Origin of the sequence: Halomonas sp. BL6, from assembly GCF_006228115.1 — a bacterium.
GTDB classification, from domain to species: Bacteria; Pseudomonadota; Gammaproteobacteria; order Pseudomonadales; family Halomonadaceae; genus Vreelandella; species Vreelandella piezotolerans.
Genome location: NZ_VDGL01000002.1, coordinates 427,005 through 446,181 on the forward strand (window position 1 = coordinate 427,005; position 19,177 = coordinate 446,181).

Consider the following 19,177-nt stretch of genomic DNA (forward strand, 5'->3'; position numbering starts at 1 on the left):
CGTTGGGGTCAATGCACGTTCTCGACGAAATGGTCGAGCGCTTCAAACAGCTGTTGACGAATCGGCTCTGCTTCGTTCACCAAATGGTGGCGCGCTTCCGGATGACGATGAACCTCCGCATTGGGAAATTTCTCCGCCAAAATGGTCAGGTTCCACTCCCAATCCACGGTGAGGTCCTGTTCGCCCTGCAGAATCAGGGTAGGCAACGGATTGGGTTCGAGCGCCAAGAGGCGCGGCATCCAGCGGCGCATGGCCGTGATCCAGGCCACGCTCAAGCGCTCGGGCTGTAGCGGGTCCTGGTCGCGTAGAAAGGCGGTGAACGCTTCATCGGTGGAGTTGGGACGATACTTGCGCGGCAGCTCTTTGACAAAGGGGCTGGCGATTAAATGCAGCCAGCTGGCTTGGCTCCAGCGCCAAGGGCGCACCAGCGGTGCCAACAGCACGATACCGGCCCAATGGGCGGCTTCTCGGCGGGTGAGCGCATCGGTGGCTAAAATCGCCGCGCCGGTGCTCTGGCCCACGCCCAGCCACGGTGTGGGCGCCATGTCGAGCGTTTGCAGCGTCTTTTGCAGGTGCGCTAGGCAGTGCTGGTAATCATCGAAGTCTTCGATTTCCGCCCGGGGGCCGCTGGAAAGGCCGTGGCCGGGTAAATCCCACAGCACCACGCGCCAGCCTTTGGCCAGCAGGCAACTGAGCAGGTGGCGGTACAGGCCCAAATGATCGAAATAGCCATGAATGACAAAGGCGGTGCCGGTAGGCTTGGGTGGGCTCCACACTTGGCACCACAGCGCGAACCGTCCGGTATCGACAAATCCGGCATGCACTTCGCTAGTGTCGTTGAGCAGCGCCTCGAGACCGTAGTGGCGAAAGTAGTCATGCACAGCGTCCGTTAGCGCGTCGCCTGGCGTCAAGCGGGAGAGCGACGACTCCCCTTGCGCCTGCCGGAACAGGTCTTCCAAGTGCTGGAAATTATGCATTGACGTCTCTCCGTGAACACCACACTTCCATGGGCTGAGTAACAGCACAAAATAACAGCGGCGGTGCCGCCCGCTCTTATCATTTGGTCGAGCATTTTACCGCTTTAGGGTCTACGCTGTTTACATGCCAACGCAGGTGTGGAAGTATTTTCCATAAATCACCATTCACCCTGACCGTGGCACTTCAACCCACCACGGGCACCTTCACAGGAGAACCCCATGAGCGAGCGTATCACGCGTCACCGTTTACAGGTGGCAGCCGACCTAGATCGTTTCATCAACGAGCAGGCTCTGCCGGGCACCGGCGTCGACGAAAGCGCCTTATGGGCCGGTGTCGATGCCCTGTTCCACGATTTGACCCCAAAAAACCGCCAACTGCTCGAAGAGCGCGACACGCTGCAAGAGAAGCTGGACGCTTGGCACCGTGAAAACCCCGGCCCGGTCAGCGACATGCCCGCCTACCGTCGCTTCCTCAAGGAGGCTGGCTACTTGGTAGACGCACCAAACAGCGTCAAAGCCACCACGGCCAACGTCGATCGCGAAGTCGCCACACAAGCAGGCCCGCAGCTGGTGGTACCGGTGAGCAATGCCCGTTACGCCCTGAACGCGGCCAACGCCCGCTGGGGCAGCCTGTACGACGCCCTATATGGCACCGACGCCATCTCCGAAGAGGACGGCGCGGAAAAAGGCACCAGCTTCAACCCGAAACGTGGCGAGAAAGTCATCGCTTACGCCCGCGGCGTGCTGGACCGCGCGGCTCCGCTGGCCACTGGCTCGCACCGGGATGCGGTGAAGTACGCTATCCGCGACGGCCACTTGGTCGTCAGCCTGGAGGGCGGTCGTGAAACCGGCCTGAAAGACGCTGGCAAGCTGATTGGCTTTAACGGCGACGCCGCTGCGCCCGACTCGATTCTGCTGGCCAATAACGGCCTGCACCTGGAGATTCAGGTCGATGCCAACCACCCCATCGGCAAGACCGACCCGGCCCATGTCAAAGACGTGGTCGTGGAAGCCGCGCTGACCGCCATCATGGACTGCGAAGACTCCGTCGCGGCGGTGGATTCCGAAGATAAAGTCGGTGTGTACAGCAACTGGCTCGGCCTGATGAAGGGCGACCTGGAAGAGAACATCGAAAAGGGTGGTAAAACCTTCACCCGTAAGCTGCACGCCGACCGCACTTGGCAAACCACCGATGGCAACACCGTCACGCTGCCGGGCCGTTCGCTGATGTTCGTGCGCAACGTGGGCCATCTGATGACCACCCCGGCGATTCTGGACGAAAACGGCAACGAGCTGCCGGAAGGCATTCTGGACGCAGTGGTGACCTCGCTGCTGGCGCTGCACGACTTGAAGAAAGACGCCGACCAGCCGCGCAACTCCCGCGCGGGGTCGGTATACATCGTCAAGCCGAAGATGCACGGGCCAAAAGAAGTCGCTTTTGCCAACGAGCTGTTTGGCCGCGTGGAAGACATTCTTGGCATGAGCCGTGACACCCTGAAAATGGGCATCATGGATGAAGAACGCCGTACTACGGTCAACCTCAAGGCATGTATCGCCGAAGCGACCTCGCGCGTGGTCTTCATCAATACGGGCTTCCTGGACCGCACTGGCGACGAAATGCACACCGCCATGGAAGCAGGCCCGATGGTTCGCAAGGGCGACATGAAGAGCGCCGCCTGGATCACCGCCTACGAGAAGAACAACGTGCAGGTTGGGTTGGCCTGTGGCCTGCGCGGCCGCGCCCAAATTGGTAAAGGCATGTGGGCCATGCCCGATTTGATGCACAGCATGCTGGAGCAGAAAATCGGCCATCCGAAAGCCGGTGCCAATACGGCGTGGGTCCCTTCCCCCACCGCCGCGACCCTGCACGCGCTGCACTATCACCAAGTCAGCGTTGCCGACGTTCAGCGCGAGCTGGAAGCCCAGGGCGAGCCGGACTTCTTGGACGACCTGCTCACCGTGCCGGTGGCCGAAAACGCCAACTGGTCCGATGACGAAATTCAGCAAGAGCTGGACAACAACTGCCAGGGCATTTTGGGATACGTGGTTCGCTGGGTAGAGCACGGTGTCGGCTGCTCCAAGGTACCGGATATTCACAACGTCGGTCTGATGGAAGACCGTGCCACGCTGCGTATCTCCAGCCAGCACATTGCCAACTGGTTGCACCATGGCATCGTCGATGCGCCCCGTGTCGAGGAAACGCTCAAGCGCATGGCGAAAGTGGTCGATGAGCAGAATGCTGGCGACCCCACCTACACCGCCATGAGCGCCGACTTTGAAGGCTCTACCGCGTTCAAAGCCGCTTCTGACTTGGTGTTCAAAGGCCGCGTGCAGCCGTCTGGCTACACCGAACCGCTCCTGCACGAATGGCGTCAGGTACATAAGGCTAAGTAAGCCTCATCGCTCAATGGCCCCCAGCCCCAAGGCTCGCGCCTTGGGGCTTTTTTATTTATTCTGATTTACGTTGACGTAAAAGAAGCACACAGCAAGCTACGCGACAATTAGATGCGCTGGCAGTATGTTGCCGAGAGGGTCTTATGCCAGGGATGGCATAAGTAGCGCCCAGGGATGGGTTCACAGCGCCCTCTCGGCGGCCTACTGGCAGCGGACTCCCAGCCTGTCAGAGTGAATAACAACAATGACCGTGATGACCGTCGAGCAGATCGAGCACTTTCTAGATGAGGTCTTTCCCCAACGGATGGGCAACATAGAGAGCGTGGGTGAAATGTGCGCCACCATGCGCCTCAACATTGGCCATGAGCATCTGCGCCCCGGCCCCCGCGTGTCCGGCCCTACCATGATGGGCTTTGCCGATGTGGCGCTCTACGTGGCCATACTGGCCCAAATCGGCCCCGAAGCGATGGCCGTGACCAGCGATCTGAACTGCCACTTTCTTCGCGCGGCCTCAGGCGATCACGACATCATCGCCCACGCCAAGCTGATCAAGCTGGGCCGCCGCTTGGCGGTGGGAGAGGTGCAGATTTTCTCCGCCAGCGATGACACGCGTCCCGTGGTGCATGTCACCGCCAGCTATGCGCTGCCGGATAACACCTAGGTGGCCCAACAGCGGGGCCGTTCACGTCTCAACGCGCTCAACTCACTTTGGGGAGCTGGTCGATCAGCCTATCCAGCGTCATCGGATAGTCGCGCACACGAATGCCGGTGGCGTTATAGATCGCGTTGGCCACCGCCGCCGCCACACCGCAGATGCCTAGCTCCCCCACACCCTTGGCTTTGAGCGGGGTCGAGGCGGCATCGGTGGTGTCCAGAAACATGACCTCCTGCTCGGGAATGTCCGCATGCACCGCCACCTCGTAGCTGGCGAGGTCGTGATTGACGAAAAAGCCGCGCTCCACATCGGGGGTGAGCCCCTCCATCAAGGCCGCGCCCACCCCCATGGTCATCCCTCCAATCACCTGGCTGCGCGCCGTAACCGGGTTGAGAATGCGCCCTGCGTCACACACCGCCAGCATGCGGCGTACACGGGTTTCCCCCGTGTGGGCGTGTACCGCTACTTCTACAAAGTGCGCCGCGAAGGTGCCAATTTGTAGCGTTTCCTTGAAGTCGCCAAAGTGAATGGTGTCTTCCGCCACCAGCTCTTCGCCGTTCGCTACCTCGGCTAGCGCCACGCCGGTGGTGCCTGCGATCACCCGGCCCTGCTCAAATCGTGGCGAGTTCATACCAAGGCGCTGGGCAATCTCCTCTTGAAGCTGCAGGCAGGCCGCGTAAACACCGGCGGTCGCGCTGGCGGCACCAAACTGACCGCCGGAACCCGACGAGACTGGGTAGTCGCTGTTGCCCAGCCGTACCTCTACATCCTCTAGCGCCAAGCCCATGGCTTCCGCGGCGGTTTGAGCGATGATGGTGTACGAGCCGGTGCCGATATCGGTCATATCGGTCTCTACCACCAGGCGCCCAGCCTGCAGGCGCACCCGCGCGCCGGAATCCATGGTGGGCGCGCCGCGATAAGCACCGGCCATGCCGTGGCCGATCAGCCACTGCCCTTCCCGCTGGGCGCCTGGGGTGCGGTTGCGCGCCTCCCAGCCAAACGCCTCGGCCCCTTTTTGCAGGCACTCCACGTAGTGGCGGTCGCTAAACGGTTTACTGGGGTCTTCCGGGTCGACCTGAGTATCGTTGAGGATGCGAAATTCTACCGGGTCCATGCCCAGCTTCTCGGCCATTTCGTCCATGGCGATTTCCAGCGCGGCAAGGCCAGAGGCTTCGCCGGGGGCGCGCATATCCGCCGACTCAGGCAAGTCCATCTCGATGGCCGTGTGGGCCACGCGGCGGCTTGCACCGGCGTAAAAGGCGCGAGTTTGGTTGACCGGGTTCTCGCCGCTGCCGCCGGGCAGCGTATGGGAGAACGCCGAGTGGTCGAAGGCGGTGATCCGGCCGTCGGTATCGGCAGCGATACGCAGGCGCTGGACAGTGCCAGAGCGGTGGGTGGCGTTGTTGAACACCAGCGGGCGCGGTAGCGCCAGCTTGACCGGCCGACCGGCCGCCCGCGAACCCAGCGCGGCCAGTACGGTATCTGCTCGCAGCCAGAGCTTGCCGCCGAAGCCACCGCCCACGTAGGGGCTCTCTAGGCGAATGGTCTCGGGGTCGATTGCCAAGGTGGTGGCCAGCGCTTCGCGGGTCCAGGCAATCATCTGATTGGAGGTCCAGACCGTCATTTGCCCGCCATCCGACCAATCCACGATGGAGGCGTGGGGCTCCATCATCGCGTGGCTTTGGGAGGCGGTGCGATAGACTTCATCCAGCGTTACCGCAGCGTTTTTAAAGGCCTCATCCACATCGCCCACGTCAGAAATTGGCTCGTCGGGTGTTTGCTGATCCCAGGCGGCGTCTAAATCAAACACGCCTTGCTCGTCTTGGTAGCGCACCTCGATCAGTGCGGCGGCGCTTCTCGCCTGCTCTAGGGTGTCGGCCACCACCACCGCAATCGCTTGATGATAGTGAGCCACCGTATCGCCACCAAATAGACGCGCCTTGTTACTTTTGGCCTTCGCCAGCGGTTCGACCTCCAACGTGGTCACCACCGCCGCCACCCCAGGTGCGGCGCGGGCGGCCGTGGCATCCATATGGGTAATGCGCCCTTTTGCGATGGTGGCACATAGCGGATAGCCCACCAGCTGATGGGCCGCTACGTCGTGGCGCTCATAGGCGTAGGGGGCTTGGCCGGTCACTTTGAGCGCGCCGTCGATGCGCGCATGGGGCTTACCAACGATACGGGCGTGATCGAACAGGTTATCGTCGGTCGATTGATTGAAATCCATCGGTTACTCCTCGGCCAGCAGCGCGGCAAGCGTTCGCTCTGCCAGGGTCAGCTTGTAGGCGTTCTCGTCGGTGGGGCGAGCACCGTCCAGCAGTTTGGCCATCACCGCTGCTGCGCCCTGGGGCAGCGCGGCGTCTGCCGCATCGCGACGCCAGGGCCGGGGGGCCACACCGCCTAGCGCCACGCGCCCCGTGCCGTCCGGCGCGTGAATCAGTGCTACCGAGACCAGCGCAAAGGCGTACGAAGAGCGGTCGCGCACCTTGAAATAGGCATGACGCCCCTCCATCGGCGCGGGCAGCACCACCCCGGTAATCATCTCGCCTTTAGCCAGCGTGCTTTCCACCTCGGGAGTGTTGCCAGGCAGCGGATAGAACGCATCCAGCGTCAGACTGCGAGTCTCGCCCTCGGGGGTGACGGTTTCCACGCGAGCATCCAGCGCTTGTAGGGCCACGGCCATATCGGAGGGGTGTGTGGCAATACACGCACCGGATGTACCAATCACGCCCAGATGCCGGGTGGTCGCGCCTTTTCCCAGCGCCGCGCAGCCAGCGCCCGGTGAGCGCTTGTTGCAGGGCATGGCGGTGTCGTAAAAGTAGGGGCAGCGGGTGCGCTGCAGCAGGTTGCCGCCGGTGGTGGCTTTGTTGCGCAGCTGGCCAGACGCCCCCGCGACCAGCGCCCGACTCAACACGCCATACGCTTCGCGCACACGGGGGTCGGCCGCCAGCGTGCTGTTGCTGACCATCGCCCCCACCCGCAGGCCGCCCTCTTCCGTGGCCGTAATGTCGTCCAACCCCGTGCTGCGCACATCGATGAGATGCAGCGGAGTTTCGATCTCGTGCTTCATTAAATCCAGCAGGTTGGTGCCCCCGGCAATGAAGGTCGCGCCCGGCACCTCGGCCGCGCGGGCCGCCGCTTCGGCAGGGCTGGCAGCACGCTCGTAGGAAAAGGCTCTCATGCGCGCTCCTTGGCAACCTGGGTAATGGCCTTGAGGATGTTGGCGTAAGCGCCACAGCGGCAGAGATTGCCCGACATCCGCTCGCGAATCTCGGCATCGGTGATCTCGATCGGCGCGGTGAGATCCGCTGTGACATGGCTGGGAATATTGGCGGCGATCTCCTGCAGTACGGCGTTGGCCGAACAGATCTGCCCCGGCGTACAGTAGCCGCATTGAAAGGCGTCGTTATCCACGAACGCCTGCTGCATGGGGTCTAGGTGCTCTACCGTGCCCACGCCTTCGATGGTAGTGATCTCGTCACCTTCGTGCATCACCGCCAAAGTAAGACACGCGTTGATGCGCTCGCCATTCACCGACACGGTGCAGGCGCCACACTGGCCGTGGTCGCAGCCTTTTTTGGAGCCGGTGAGCGCTAAGTGCTCCCGCAGGGTATCTAGCAGTGTGGTGCGGTTATCGAGCGTCAGCGTGTGCCGGGTGCCATTGACCATCAGCGTCACGGTCGAGCGCGGTACGTTTTGCGATGTCTGATCGCGGCGCTGTTCAGCGCTAGGTTGAGCGTTCATAACTCGGTGCCTTCCCTGATCATTGCGGTTGCTTATCGACGGTCTCGCCCTTCAGCATAGTCATAAATCAGCGGCGGCGACCTAACGCTTAACGCAACGACCCGCGCTAGGCTGGCAAGACGACTCAGGACAGGAGACGACATGGATACAACGGCGGGATCGGCAGATGATTGAACGTACTCGGCAAAACGGGCAGTGCGCGGCGAGCGCTCATCACGTCGTCGCGCTCGTGATGGCAGCAGGTTACTCACGGCGCTATGGCGACGCCGATAAGCGCCAAGCGCGTCTTGCCGATGGCAGAACGCTGTTGGCCACGACGGTGGCACGCATTGAGCAGGCGTTTCTCCAGGTAAGGGTTGCGATTCGAGAGGAAGACGACGTGCTTCAGCTCGGCTTGGCGCCGAGCACGCCGCTGATTCGACTGCATCGGGCGCCACTGGGTTTGGGTGCGAGCCTTGCCGAAGCGGTGGCAGCGTTGAGTCGTGATCGTCGCCTAAAAGACGCTCAGGCCGTCGCGGTGCTGCTAGGCGATATGCCTCGCTTTCAGCCCGGAACGCTGCTGACGCTGCAGCAGTGCATCACCCGAGACACCATCTGGCGGCCATGCTTCCGCGGCCAACCTGGCCATCCGGTACTGTTTGGGCGGGATTTTTGGCCAGCCCTGGCGGGCATCGACGGCGAGTCAGGGGCAGCGTCTTTGCTTCGGCAATATGCTTCACACTACCGTACCCATGACGTGGACGATGCCGGGGTGATATTCGATGTTGATACGCCAGACGCACTCGCCAGCCTCAAGGACGTCCTGTAGATCAACGCATCTTTCTCACAGTATCGATAGCCTTCCGGCCGCAGAGCGTTTAAACCTCCCGCGATTTTAAGAGCAAGACATTAATAAACATTATAAAGTACTGTACGTATGCCACTGCCACACGGCGACTTACCCATGATACTGCCCAACCTGTTATTGGAACCGCAGGCGCTGAGTGCTCTGCAGGGAAAACACGATATCCCACTGGTCATTTTATCGTGGTTAGTCGCCTTGGCCGCCTCGTTTGCTAGCCTTGAAATCATTCGCCTGGTGGGCAGCACCTCATCGACACTGTGGCGACGCACGTGGCTCATCGCCGGTGCCAGCGTCATGGGCACTGGGGTCTGGAGTATGCATTTCGTCGGCATGCACGCTTATCGCTTGGATTTCCACGTCAGCCACAGCCCTTTGCTCACGCTGCTGTCGATACTGCCCGCCACGATCGGCAGCTTGGTTGCAATGACGCTGCTGTGTCGCGAACCGTTATCGCATCGCACGCTGGTCATAGCGGGCACGAGCTTAGGCCTAGGCATTGGCGTCATGCACTATAGCGGCATGGCCGCCATGCGCATGCCCGCAACGCTGTTCTACGCCCTGGACCTATTTCTCGCCTCTTTGGTCGTCGCCATCGGGCTGGGCGTCTTGAGCGCTTACGCGTACCGCCTATGCCGCCTGGATAACGGCAAAACTCACTATCAGCGGTATGCTTTCGTATCTGCCCTATGCATCTCGGTTGCGGTGAGCGGCATGCACTACGTGGCCATGCAGGCGGCCTGGTTCGTGCCGGATGGCACCATCGGCCAAGCCCCAATAGAGACCTCGCACTGGCTCATTTATGTCATCAGCGGCACTGCCGTCTTTGCGGCATTGCTTACGTTGATGGCGATCAAAATTCAGCGCCGCCTACAAGACAGCGAGCGCCACGGCTATATGACCCAGCAGCGGCTGCTGGAGGTGATTGCCGCTCTACAAGACGGCGTGGTGCTTTTTGACGATAGTGCTCGCATCCGGCTGTGTAATAACGCTTTTGAGCAATTAACCGGGATGACCCAAGCCCAGCTCATCGATGCGGATATCACTCAGGTGCCTTACGCCAAAGAGAGCCAAGCACTGACTCCCACCATACAGCGCGCGCTGGTGTCACAAGGTGAGTGGAGCGGCATGGTGACGGCGGTACGCTCCAATGGCGACGAATATCCTGCGTGGATCAGCATCAGCCGAGTGAACTACGCCAACAGCAAAGACAGAGATTACGTGGCCCTGTTCAGTGACCGCACCGACGAGCAGAACGCGCAGCAGCGTATCCGCTACTTGGCCTATCACGACATATTGACCGGTTTGCCGAACCGGCTGGCCCTTCAAGAGCATCTCTCTACTCATTTGAAAAGCCCCTTAACGAAAGGGGGCTACTCCGTGTTCGCACTGCTGGATCTCAACCGATTCAAGGTGTTGAACGACAGCATGGGACAAGATATTGGCGACGAGCTTTTGCGGCAGCTAGGCCGCCGTTTACAGCAAGCCGACGATCACATTTATGCAGCCCGGCTGGACGGCAATGAGTTTGCGCTTTTCGCATCCATCGCAGCCACCGAGCACACCGCTGCAGAACGGCTCGCCCATCAATACATCGAGCGAGTGCTGGCACTGTTGACGGCTGACTATCAATTGCACGGTCACACCCACCCATGCAAAATCAACACAGGCATGCTGATCTTTTGCCCCCGTGAGGTCGAGAGCGTTGGGCAGTTGTTCAAACGCGCCGGACTCGCACTACTGGAAGCCAAACGCCAGCGAGACGGCGAACCCAAGCGTTTCTGCTCCGCACTGGAGCAAAAACTGGAGGAGGACATCACCCTGGAGCGCGAATTGCGCCTAGCGATCGAGCGCGGCGCCCTCAGCCTTCATCTACAGGCGCAGGTGAATGGGGAGCATGAGGTCATTGGCGCCGAAGCCCTCCTGCGCTGGCAACACCCGGAGCGGGGGATGATATCACCCGGCCGTTTCATTCCCATCGCCGAACAAACCGGGCTGATACTTCCTTTAGGGGCTTGGGTGCTCGAAGCGGGCTGCCGACTGCTTGGCGAATGGCAGCACGATCCACGTCTGAGCCGCTTGAAGCTCTCGCTCAACGTTAGCGTGCGTCAATTCCAGCAACCCACTTTTGTCGAGCAGGTCATGAGCACTCTAACGTCGACCGGCGCACCGCCTGAACGCTTGACACTAGAGCTAACGGAGTCGCTGCTGATGAGCGACCCAGAAGGCACCATCGATAAAATGCTGCGCCTGCGGCAGTTGGGAATTCGCTTTGCGCTGGACGACTTTGGAACAGGCTATTCGTCGCTGGCGTATCTGAAATCGCTGCCGCTGAACACGCTCAAAATCGACATTGCCTTCGTCAGGGATTTGACCCTGGATATGCAGGCAACGCCGATTGCCGCCACTATCATCGCGCTGGCCGAGAGCCTAGGTCTGGATGTCGTGGCCGAAGGCGTAGAAACCGTCGACCAAGCCACCGTACTGGCTCGCCTGGGCTGCCATGTGTATCAGGGCTACTACTTTGGCAAGCCCACTCCCGCGCAGGCGTTTACCCAACACAACGGTGCCTCTTCGTTTACAGCGTCATGAACGGCTGGGCGTTGTGGTCGCTAAACGTGTAGACGTGGTAAGGCTCACTCTGCGGCCCAGGCATGCCCGGAGTGCCTATCGGCATACCGGCCAAACCAATACCATCCACCTCGGGCTGCTGTTCGAACAGCGCTTCGACCGCTTCCAACGGCACGTGCCCTTCAATCCAGTAGTTACCTATCTCGATGGTGTGACAGGCGCCCATGCCGTAAGGCACGCCTGCCTGCTGCTTGATCTCACCCAGCTCGACGTCATCGATAATGGTGACGTCTATACCCAACGCTTCCAGATGACGCGCATACTCATCGCAACAGCCGCATTGCGGGTTCTTATACAGCGTCGCCTCATCGGGCAGCGCGGCATGGGCCGTGGCTGCACCGAACATCAAAGCACCGGATACTAGCAGCGCCGTGGTATGTCGTTTCATATGGCTCTCCTATGACAATCTTTTTTTATAGCTTACAACCTAGGGGCTACCTGCAGGTCAAGCCCCAAGCAACCGCGATCCCTTCATATTTGACCTATGGGCGACACCGGGTTCTATGCTTGTAAAAGGATGTTGATCGTAAGACGACAAGGAGGCTGATCATGGCAGCAACGCCCCACCCCCACGCTCAGGTATATCGGATGAAAACCGCCGAGCATCTGTGTCCGTTTGGTTTGAAAACCGTTGATTTACTCAAACGCAAAGGCTACACGGTGGACGATCACACGCTCACGTCCCGCGAGGAGATCGACGCGTTCAAGGAGCAGGAGCACGTCGATACGACGCCGCAGGTCTATATCGACGGGGAGCGGATCGGCGGCTACGAAGAGCTGCGCGACCACCTGGGGATGAGCGTTCCCAGCGCCAAAGAGACTACCTACCGCCCGGTCCTGGCCATTTTTGCCGTCGCCCTATTGATAGGCGTGGCGATGAGCTGGGCGATACAGGGCACGCTGTTGACGGCGCGCATGCCGGAGTTTGCCGTGGCGACTGCGATGGTGCTGCTGGGCCTGCAAAAGCTGCAGGATATCGAGAGTTTTAGCACCATGTTCCTCAACTACGACCTGCTCGCCCAGCGCTACGTGCCCTATAGCTACGTTTACCCTTACGCCGAGACCGCCGCCGGGCTATTGATGCTGGCAGGCACGCTGATATGGGTGGCCGCGCCGCTGGCGCTGTTCGTCGGCACCGTAGGCGCGGTATCAGTGTTCAAAGCGGTGTACATCGACAAGCGCGAACTCAAGTGCGCCTGTGTGGGTGGCAACAGCAACGTTCCGCTTGGCTTTGTGTCACTCACCGAGAACCTAGTAATGATCGGTATGGGCGTGTGGATGCCGCTGCGCATGCTGCTGGGCTAACGTCGATTAAGTGCGGCTAAGGAGCGCCGTGACCCCCAGGGCCAACCAACCGGCCATCAGTAGAAGCCCGCCGATGGGTGTCACGATCCCCACGCTCAACCCGACCAGCGCCATCAGGTAGAGCGAACCAGCAAAGGTAAGTACACCTAATGCCCATAAGGCGAGGACGACCTGCTGACCAGGGAGCGGGCGGTGGCTGCGCCACGCAAGCACCGCCAGCATGGCCAGCGTGTGCCACGCTTGGTAGCGCACCCCGGTTTCCACGATATCCACCATGGCGGCGCTGGTGCGGGCCGCTAGACCGTGGGCGGCATAGGCCCCCAGCATCACCATGACGGCCCCCGATAGCGCCACCACACACCACCACAGTTTGTCGGTTCGCTGCACGCCCTGCTCCTTTTCACGCATGTTAGCGGCCACACGCCGCACTGTTAATCATCGAGATATTCACTCCGTTGCATACCTTGCACGGGGTGAAACCGCTACAATAGAGGCCGTTTTGCCTCATCCACCAGGGTGCTTATTGTTTATGTCTACCCCCCATGAGTCGATACAGCTTACGCTCAACGGCGAACCCTACGCCATGACTGCGGGCCTGACCGCTGCCGATTTGGTCGAGCAGCTGGGCCTGAGCGGGCGGCGGATCGCTGTCGAAATCAACGAACAGATCGTGCCCAAAAGCCAACTGGCCGCGACCCCGCTGGCCGCAGGCGACCAGATCGAAGTGGTCCACGCCATTGGCGGCGGCTAGCTGCCGATGCTTTTTCAAGGAATCGCTATGACGCAACTGACCGATACACCGTTCACCATTGCCGGACGTGATTTTCGCTCTCGCCTGCTCGTAGGCACCGGCAAATACAAAGACTTTACCGAAACCGGTGCTGCCATTGCCCAGAGCGGTGCCGAGATCGTCACCTTTGCCGTGCGCCGCACCAACCTTGGCCAAGATGCCGATGCCCCAAACCTACTGGACGTCATCTCGCCCAAGCAGTACACCCTGCTGCCCAATACCGCGGGCTGCTACAACGCCAAAGATGCCGTGCGTACCTGCCGCCTGGCCCGCGAACTGCTGGATGGCCACAATCTGGTGAAGCTGGAAGTGTTGGGCGATGATCATACCCTCTACCCCAACGTGGTCGAGACACTCAAAGCGGCAGAAACGCTGCTGGCCGACGGTTTCGACGTGATGGTGTACACCAGTGATGACCCGATCGTTGCACGCGAGCTGGAAGCCATGGGCTGCTGCGCCATCATGCCGCTGGGCTCACTGATTGGCTCGGGCCATGGCATTCAAAACCCACATAACGTGCGCCTGATCGTCGAGCAGAGCCGCGTGCCGGTGCTGGTGGATGCCGGCATTGGCACGGCGTCCGATGCGGCCATGGCCATGGAGCTTGGCTGCGACGGCGTGCTGCTCAACAGCGCCATCGCCCATGCACGCGACCCGCTGCGCATGGCCAACGCCATGAAGCTCGCCGTCGAGGCTGGCCGCGATGCGTTTTTGGCGGGCCGCATGCCGCGCCGCCAAAGCGCCGACCCCTCTTCGCCTTTTGCAGGCCGCATCAACGGCTGATACAGAGACACCATGACTGATACGAACGATACCGCGCCCGAGAGCAACACCACTGGCCCCGAAAGTGCCGACGCACCGCTGCACCGTCGCGGCATTAAAAGCTATGTGATTCGCGCCGGACGCATGACCCAGGCCCAAAGCCGCGGACTTGAAGAGGTATGGCCGCGCCTTGGGCTGACCATTGCCGATGGCCGCCAGGAGTTAGACGCCCTCTTCGGCCGCCAAGCCCCTCGCGTGGTGGAAATTGGCTTTGGCATGGGTAACTCGCTGATCGAGCAGGCCGAAACCCACCCGGATACCGACTTTATCGGTATCGAAGTGCACGCCCCTGGCGTTGGCAAACTGCTCGACGAAGCCGACAAACGCGGCCTGACCAACCTACGGGTTTACCGTGAAGACGCCCTGGCCGTGCTGGAGCAGTGCCTACCCGAAGGCTCGTTGACTACCTTGCAGCTCTTCTTCCCCGACCCGTGGCCGAAGAAGAAGCATCACAAACGGCGCATCGTCCAGCCCGCCTTCGTGGAGCTGATTCGCACGCGCCTCAAGCCCGGGGGCACGTTCCACATGGCCACCGACTGGGAAGCCTACGCCGAGTGGATGGCGGAAGTGATGGACGCCGCCCCTGGCTACGTCAACACCGCAACGCCCGAGACCGCACCTTACGTGCCGCGTCCGGCCTTCCGCCCGCTCACCAAGTTCGAAGCGCGCGGCGAAAAGCTCGGCCACGGCGTGTGGGACTTGATCTACCGCCGGGAAGCCTGACGTTCGATTGGCAGCAGGCCACGCGCGGCCCTGCGTCTGCCGCCGCGACGAACTCGTACAAAAGCCCTACCCATCAAAAAAAGAAAGCCGCTCCAAAGGAGCGGCAAAAGACCGTGACTAGCAATGAGAGGGAGAAACCATGACAGGAAACTGGCGGTTTCTGTCGTGGTTGCCAGCGTCTCATCAAACGCCGACCATCACAATATAATCATTCTCATTTACCCCGTCAACACAAATGCGAATACTTTTTATTTATTTTTTTAAATCAACTGATGAGCTGGAGCCACAACGGCAACGTCAGCATAGCGAGCAGCGTTTGTCCGGTAATGATGGCGGCCATCAATTCCGCATCGCCGCCAAGTTGACGGGCCAGAATATACGCCGAGGTTGCCGTGGGCAGGGCGGCAAACAGCAGTGCGACGTCTCGGCTGACGGGGTCGAGCCCCAGCAGCCAGGCTAACGACAGCACGAAAGCGGGCATGAGCAGCAGCTTGATCGTATTGGTCGCCATCACACCGCGGTCGAGGCGCAGCAGCGCCATGGGTCGAAGTGCCACCCCCACTGCCACTAGGCCCAGCGGCAGCGCTGCGCGGCCCAGCAACGAGACGGTTGCTTCGCTCCAACCTGGCAGACCAACACCGCTAAGGTTTAGCCCAATACCGGCCAGACACGCCAAAATAAGCGGATTTTTCGCCAATGCCAGTGCGCTCTTGCCCAGACTTGCCCTGCCTAGAGTGCCCGCCGCCACGAAACTGGCGACGCACATGACGTTTACCACGGGCACCATTAGCGCCACGGCTACCGCTGCCGTGGTGGCGCCTAGCGAACCATGCAGCGCGGCCGCTCCCGCCACGCCTACGTAGGTGTTGAAACGCACGGCGCCTTGAAACACGGAGGTAAACGCCGCCGGGCCGAGCCTTAACCAGCTACGTCCATGCCACAACAGCATGCCAAACAGCGCCATCGCTCCCAGCAGCGCCAGCGCCAATCGGCCGACGGGCACTTGGCTCACATCGGCCGTGGCCAGCGTGCCTACCAGCATGGCGGGGAACAGCACGAAATAGATCAGCCGCTCCATCTGCGCCCAAAAATCCATAGTAGGCCAGCGGGCATACCCTAAGCCTGCCCCCAATAAAATCAGTAAAAACAGGGGCCCTAGTGCCCCGGTAATGCTCTCCATTGTCATTCCTTATCAAGTGCGACATCCCAGCACAGAGACATCTGCAGGATAGCTGTTACCATGATTTGCATACCCTGACACAAATGACACGCCTTATGGCCTGCGTAGCGACTATTCTGCCATGAAGAATTTGCTTAAACCTGTCGAGGTGACGGGTTTTCCAGCGCTGAAAGTGCTTATTCTAGTGACGGGCATCGCGCTGGCCGCGTGCACGTGGTACGTCTTTGCTAACTGGCTGCGCGATGATCGCGATATCGTGTGGTTCACCCCCAATGGCGAATGCAACTTGCATAGAGCGCCCTGTTCGGCAACGCTGGGCGATAAAGGTGAACTGACACTGACCATCGATGCCGATGGGCGTATCGAGGCACTTGAAGTGCTGCCGCTGGATGTCGAGGTAGAGGGCGTTAGCCCTCGCCATGTGACGGTCGATTTCGTAGGTCGCGACATGGATATGGGTCTCAACCGCTTCGCCCTCACCGCCACCGCGCCGGGGCACTTCCACGGCCAGGGACAAGTGGGGGTGTGCACGCAAGCCGTGATGCCATGGCGGGCGCGAGTGATCTTGGAAACCCCGGACGGTAAGCTAGGCAGCTGGTTCGATTTCGATGTGACAAGGAGTTAGCGCATGGCAATTCGCAAGCCGCTTTGGCTAGGTATCGCCCTCATGGCTCTTCTGCTGGTCGTGGCAAGCGTTGGCCTGTACCAACTACGCGCAGGGGAGGATCCCGACGAACCAACAGGCGGGCCCATTGCCATGCCGTCGACGCAAGGCGATTTCTCCCTGGATCAGCTCGGCAACGACGAGATTGCCATCGTCTCTTTCGGCTATACCTACTGCCCCGATGTCTGCCCCATGAATCAGGCGGTCAAGCGCCAAGCGCTGGCACAATTGAGCGATGCCCAGCGTGAGCGAGTGGTGCCTGTCATGATTACCGTCGATCCAGAACGCGATACGCTGCCCCGCATGCGCGAGTACATGCAGTTTTTCGGCGAAGAGTTCATTGGTTTGGTGGGTAGCCAGGCGCAGCTCAACGAGGTGGCCGGGCGCTATGGTGTGATTTGGCGACGGGTCGAGGCGCCGGAGTCGGCCATGGCCTATACCATCGACCACAGCGCCTCGCTGTTTTTGGTCAACCGCGAGGGGAAGATACTGCAGCGGGTGCTCTACTCACCAACGCCCCATGGGTTGGTATCGGCGCTCGAGCGCGAACTAGGCAGTTAACGCTCTAAAACGGCTTGATGCGTTAGCGACACGGCGGCTATTCGGCCGTCGTCGCCTCCTCCGTCTGATCGGCTTGCAGCCGATCCAGCATGGCCATCAGCGCCTGTACTTGGGTGCCGTCTCGAGTATCGTGTAGCGGGTTGATCTGCCACGTGCTCTCCGCGAAACCCCACCAGTCCCAGCACGCTTGCGGATTGGCCATGCTGCTTTCGGCCTGTGGATACAGCACCACTTGGCCATGCGTCGCCGCCCAACGGTTCAAGCCGCTGTAGCGAACGAAGGTATCGCCGATGGTCTCTGCGTTCATCTGGCAACCGTGCAACGCTACGGTGACCGGACACCCCCCCAACTCACACGTCTCGGGCACGAACAGATAGCCTGTATCGGCCACCCCCTTCACCGCGAAATCAGATTGATCGAAGGCCAGCAGCTCGCCTTCGCTAGCGTTCGCCTCACGCTCGGGGTAGAGCCACGCCAGCATCTCCCCCGCGACGTCGTCGCCACAGGCCAACACGTGACTACCACCTCCATTATGGCAGTCACCTAGCGACTGCGGGTCGATAGGCGCATCTTTGGGCATCGCCACCGGCCAGCCGTGCCCGGTGTTTTCCCGTTGAACGAAGCGTAGCTGCTGCTCGGGGTCCGCCAGCCAGCGCTGCCACTGCTGCGCGAGCAGGTCGCCCAGCGCAGGCGAGACCGTCTCGTCCGACGTACCATGCCACACAAAAGCACGCAGCGAGCGCAGCGCCTCTTGGCTGCCGACTTGCTCCATCTCTGCGTAGCGCTGGCGACGCTGCTCCAGCTCGTCGAGCGACGGCAGGCCGCGCCGGGTCATCATGCACTGATTGAGAGCCGTACTCAAAGCCCCCTGCGCGCAGCCCCAAGGACCTGCTGCCAGTACGCCCAGTCCGCTAAAGCGCTCGGGCCAGGCCACCGCAAGCTGAGTGGCCATGTAGCCCCCCGCGGAGACGCCCACGACGCTTGCTTGATCGTTAGCCGCTGCCAGCGCTGGGAGCTCAATAGGTGCTTCCTGGGCCTGGGCAGCGCCGCTGCCCAACACAATAAGCGCCGCCATCCAGAGGCGCTGACGAGAGGCCATACCCATGGCTTATTCGATACCTAGCAGTTCGACGCGGAAAGTGAGCATTTCATTCGGACCAATCGGGCCCTGGCCGCGTTCGCCGTAGGCGAGATCCGCCGGGATGTAGAGCATCCAGCTGTCACCCACGCTCATCAGCTGCAGGGCTTCTTGCCAGCCCTCGATCACTTGGTTGACCTGGAAACTCACCGGCTCACCGCGCTCGAAGGAGCTATCGAACACGGTGCCGTCCAACAGCATGCCTTCGTAGTTCACTTCGACGGTATCTTCCGGGCCAGGCGTTGCACCATCTCCTGACTCGATGACTTCGTACTGCAGACCAGACTCGGTCACTTCGACCTCGTCACGCTCGGCGTTTTCGGCCAGGAAGTCTTGGCCCTCTTCCAGGTTCATCTGCGCCAACTCAGCGGCTTGCTGCTCGCGCGCTTCCATCGAGCGCTCTTGGAACGCCATCAGCGCTTCCATCATCTCCTCTTCGTTCATCGCTAGCTCGTTGCCATCAAAGACATCGCGCATACCGTCGGTGAACGCATCCAGATCGAGATCTTCGATGTCTGCCTGCATGCTTTCGCCCAGGGTCACGCCCAGGCTATACGCCAAGCGCTGCTCGTCGGTTTCCGGGGCAGCGGCGGCAAACGGTGCGACTAGCAGCAGGCCAGTGAGCGCGGTAGAAGAGAGTAGTGCTTTCATGGAAAAAACCTTATCCAGCGGCGCAGCGCGCCAAATATTTTGGGGTGCTTCAAAGACTAACACCCGCCGCCTCAGGCTGCATTACCTGAAACGGCGGGTGC

General features: G+C 60.8%; 19 protein-coding genes. 10 read left to right on the forward strand and 9 right to left on the reverse strand.

Features of this window, described 5'->3' with window-relative positions; translation table 11 throughout:
- Positions 1-8: 8 nt before the first annotated feature.
- Positions 9-977 carry an alpha/beta hydrolase gene (locus FHJ80_RS05530; RefSeq protein WP_139526016.1) on the reverse strand — a complete coding sequence of 323 codons (969 nt, stop codon included), beginning with the start codon at positions 975-977 and terminating at the stop codon, positions 9-11.
- A gap of 219 nt (positions 978-1,196) precedes the next feature.
- On the opposite strand from FHJ80_RS05530, the gene FHJ80_RS05535 reads away from it, so the two are divergent.
- Both FHJ80_RS05535 and FHJ80_RS05540 read left to right on the forward strand, forming a co-directional pair.
- On the forward strand, positions 1,197-3,371 hold the full coding sequence (locus FHJ80_RS05535) for a malate synthase G (RefSeq protein ID WP_139526017.1): 2,175 nt from the start codon (positions 1,197-1,199) through the stop codon (positions 3,369-3,371).
- 244 nt (positions 3,372-3,615) lie between these two features.
- Positions 3,616-4,032, forward strand: a complete 417-nt coding sequence (locus FHJ80_RS05540) for a PaaI family thioesterase (protein WP_139526018.1) — start codon at positions 3,616-3,618, stop codon at positions 4,030-4,032.
- A gap of 37 nt (positions 4,033-4,069) precedes the next feature.
- On the opposite strand, the gene paoC is transcribed toward FHJ80_RS05540, so the two are convergent.
- The 3 genes from paoC to FHJ80_RS05555 are packed head-to-tail and all read right to left on the reverse strand — an operon-like array spanning position 4,070 to position 7,770.
- On the reverse strand, positions 4,070-6,253 hold the full coding sequence (gene paoC / locus FHJ80_RS05545) for an aldehyde oxidoreductase molybdenum-binding subunit PaoC (RefSeq protein WP_139526019.1): 2,184 nt from the start codon (positions 6,251-6,253) through the stop codon (positions 4,070-4,072).
- Between the two features lie 3 nt (positions 6,254-6,256).
- On the reverse strand, positions 6,257-7,207 hold the full coding sequence (locus tag FHJ80_RS05550; RefSeq protein ID WP_139526020.1) for a xanthine dehydrogenase family protein subunit M: 951 nt from the start codon (positions 7,205-7,207) through the stop codon (positions 6,257-6,259).
- The gene (locus FHJ80_RS05555) at positions 7,204-7,770 is read right to left on the reverse strand and encodes a 2Fe-2S iron-sulfur cluster-binding protein (RefSeq protein ID WP_139526021.1); all 567 of its coding nucleotides are present in this window, start codon (positions 7,768-7,770) and stop codon (positions 7,204-7,206) included. Before FHJ80_RS05555 ends, FHJ80_RS05550 begins: the two co-directional genes overlap by 4 nt.
- Positions 7,771-7,936: 166 nt before the next feature.
- On the opposite strand from FHJ80_RS05555, the gene FHJ80_RS05560 reads away from it, so the two are divergent.
- Positions 7,937-8,578 (forward strand): NTP transferase domain-containing protein, encoded by a 642-nt coding sequence (locus FHJ80_RS05560; RefSeq protein ID WP_139526022.1) that lies wholly within the window; start codon positions 7,937-7,939, stop codon positions 8,576-8,578.
- Positions 8,579-8,686: 108 nt separating this feature from the next.
- On the forward strand, positions 8,687-11,203 hold the full coding sequence (locus FHJ80_RS05565) for an EAL domain-containing protein (protein ID WP_255303881.1): 2,517 nt from the start codon (positions 8,687-8,689) through the stop codon (positions 11,201-11,203).
- Here the strand turns inward: FHJ80_RS05565 and FHJ80_RS05570 are convergent.
- The gene (locus FHJ80_RS05570; RefSeq protein ID WP_139526023.1) at positions 11,190-11,630 is read right to left on the reverse strand and encodes a DUF411 domain-containing protein; all 441 of its coding nucleotides are present in this window, start codon (positions 11,628-11,630) and stop codon (positions 11,190-11,192) included. The two genes, FHJ80_RS05565 and FHJ80_RS05570, sit on opposite strands and share 14 nt — an antisense overlap.
- A gap of 161 nt (positions 11,631-11,791) precedes the next feature.
- Here FHJ80_RS05570 and FHJ80_RS05575 point away from each other — a divergent pair, with 161 nt between their 5' ends.
- Positions 11,792-12,547 (forward strand): glutaredoxin, encoded by a 756-nt coding sequence (locus FHJ80_RS05575; protein ID WP_218013966.1) that lies wholly within the window; start codon positions 11,792-11,794, stop codon positions 12,545-12,547.
- A gap of 6 nt (positions 12,548-12,553) precedes the next feature.
- On the opposite strand, the gene FHJ80_RS05580 is transcribed toward FHJ80_RS05575, so the two are convergent.
- Positions 12,554-12,934, reverse strand: a complete 381-nt coding sequence (locus FHJ80_RS05580) for a DUF423 domain-containing protein (protein ID WP_139526024.1) — start codon at positions 12,932-12,934, stop codon at positions 12,554-12,556.
- A gap of 142 nt (positions 12,935-13,076) precedes the next feature.
- Here FHJ80_RS05580 and thiS point away from each other — a divergent pair, with 142 nt between their 5' ends.
- From thiS to trmB, 3 genes are read left to right on the forward strand one after another with little or no spacing between them, the layout of a single operon-like run.
- Positions 13,077-13,298 (forward strand): sulfur carrier protein ThiS, encoded by a 222-nt coding sequence (thiS, locus tag FHJ80_RS05585; RefSeq protein ID WP_139526025.1) that lies wholly within the window; start codon positions 13,077-13,079, stop codon positions 13,296-13,298.
- Between the two features lie 27 nt (positions 13,299-13,325).
- Complete coding sequence (locus tag FHJ80_RS05590) at positions 13,326-14,120, forward strand: thiazole synthase (protein ID WP_139526026.1); 795 nt, start codon at positions 13,326-13,328, stop codon at positions 14,118-14,120.
- Between the two features lie 12 nt (positions 14,121-14,132).
- Positions 14,133-14,882 (forward strand): tRNA (guanosine(46)-N7)-methyltransferase TrmB, encoded by a 750-nt coding sequence (gene trmB / locus FHJ80_RS05595; protein WP_139526027.1) that lies wholly within the window; start codon positions 14,133-14,135, stop codon positions 14,880-14,882.
- A 265-nt stretch (positions 14,883-15,147) separates the two neighbouring features.
- Here trmB and FHJ80_RS05600 read toward each other — a convergent pair whose 3' ends face one another.
- Positions 15,148-16,062 (reverse strand): AEC family transporter, encoded by a 915-nt coding sequence (locus FHJ80_RS05600; RefSeq protein WP_139526028.1) that lies wholly within the window; start codon positions 16,060-16,062, stop codon positions 15,148-15,150.
- A 121-nt stretch (positions 16,063-16,183) separates the two neighbouring features.
- On the opposite strand from FHJ80_RS05600, the gene FHJ80_RS05605 reads away from it, so the two are divergent.
- Together FHJ80_RS05605 and FHJ80_RS05610 are read left to right on the forward strand one after the other, a co-directional pair.
- Entirely contained in the window at positions 16,184-16,687 is a 504-nt protein-coding gene (locus tag FHJ80_RS05605; protein ID WP_139526029.1) for a hypothetical protein, read from the forward strand.
- A 3-nt stretch (positions 16,688-16,690) separates the two neighbouring features.
- Positions 16,691-17,287, forward strand: a complete 597-nt coding sequence (locus FHJ80_RS05610; protein ID WP_139526030.1) for an SCO family protein — start codon at positions 16,691-16,693, stop codon at positions 17,285-17,287.
- A 37-nt stretch (positions 17,288-17,324) separates the two neighbouring features.
- Here the strand turns inward: FHJ80_RS05610 and FHJ80_RS05615 are convergent, their stop codons facing one another.
- Both FHJ80_RS05615 and FHJ80_RS05620 read right to left on the reverse strand, forming a co-directional pair.
- A complete protein-coding gene (locus FHJ80_RS05615; protein WP_139526031.1) occupies positions 17,325-18,392 on the reverse strand; it encodes a PHB depolymerase family esterase in 1,068 nt (355 codons plus the stop codon).
- 3 nt (positions 18,393-18,395) lie between these two features.
- Positions 18,396-19,076: an FKBP-type peptidyl-prolyl cis-trans isomerase gene (locus tag FHJ80_RS05620; protein ID WP_139526032.1), complete on the reverse strand. Its 681-nt coding sequence runs from the start codon at positions 19,074-19,076 to the stop codon at positions 18,396-18,398.
- Positions 19,077-19,177: the final 101 nt, after the last annotated feature.